At 58.7% G+C, this 378-nt stretch carries 1 pseudogene; it reads left to right on the top strand.

What is annotated here, in order from left to right:
* Positions 1 to 378: pseudogene (locus CFII64_RS22935) on the top strand (electron transfer flavoprotein subunit beta/FixA family protein); the annotation flags it as partial.

Below are 378 nucleotides of genomic sequence, written 5' to 3'. Positions count from 1 at the left end.
GATAACAACCAGACCGGCCAGATGCTGGCGGCGTTGAGCGGTTATGGTCAGGGCACTTTCGCTTCGAAAGTCGAAGTGAGCGGCGACAAGGTTGCGGTGACCCGTGAAATCGACGGCGGCGCGCAGACTGTTTCCCTGAGCCTGCCAGCCATCGTGACCACCGACCTGCGTCTGAACGAGCCGCGTTATGCGTCGCTGCCGAATATCATGAAGGCCAAGAAGAAGCCACTGGAAGTCCTGACTCCGGACGCTCTGGGTGTTTCCACTGCCTCCACGACCAATACCATCAAGGTCGAAGCACCGGCTGCACGCAGCGCGGGCATCAAGGTCAAGTCGGTTGCTGAACTGGTCGAGAAACTGAAAAACGAAGCGAAGGTG

This window comes from Pseudomonas sp. CFII64 (genome assembly GCF_000416235.1).
Classification (GTDB): Bacteria; Pseudomonadota; Gammaproteobacteria; order Pseudomonadales; family Pseudomonadaceae; genus Aquipseudomonas.
This window is presented reverse-complemented; position numbering and strand designations above follow the sequence as displayed.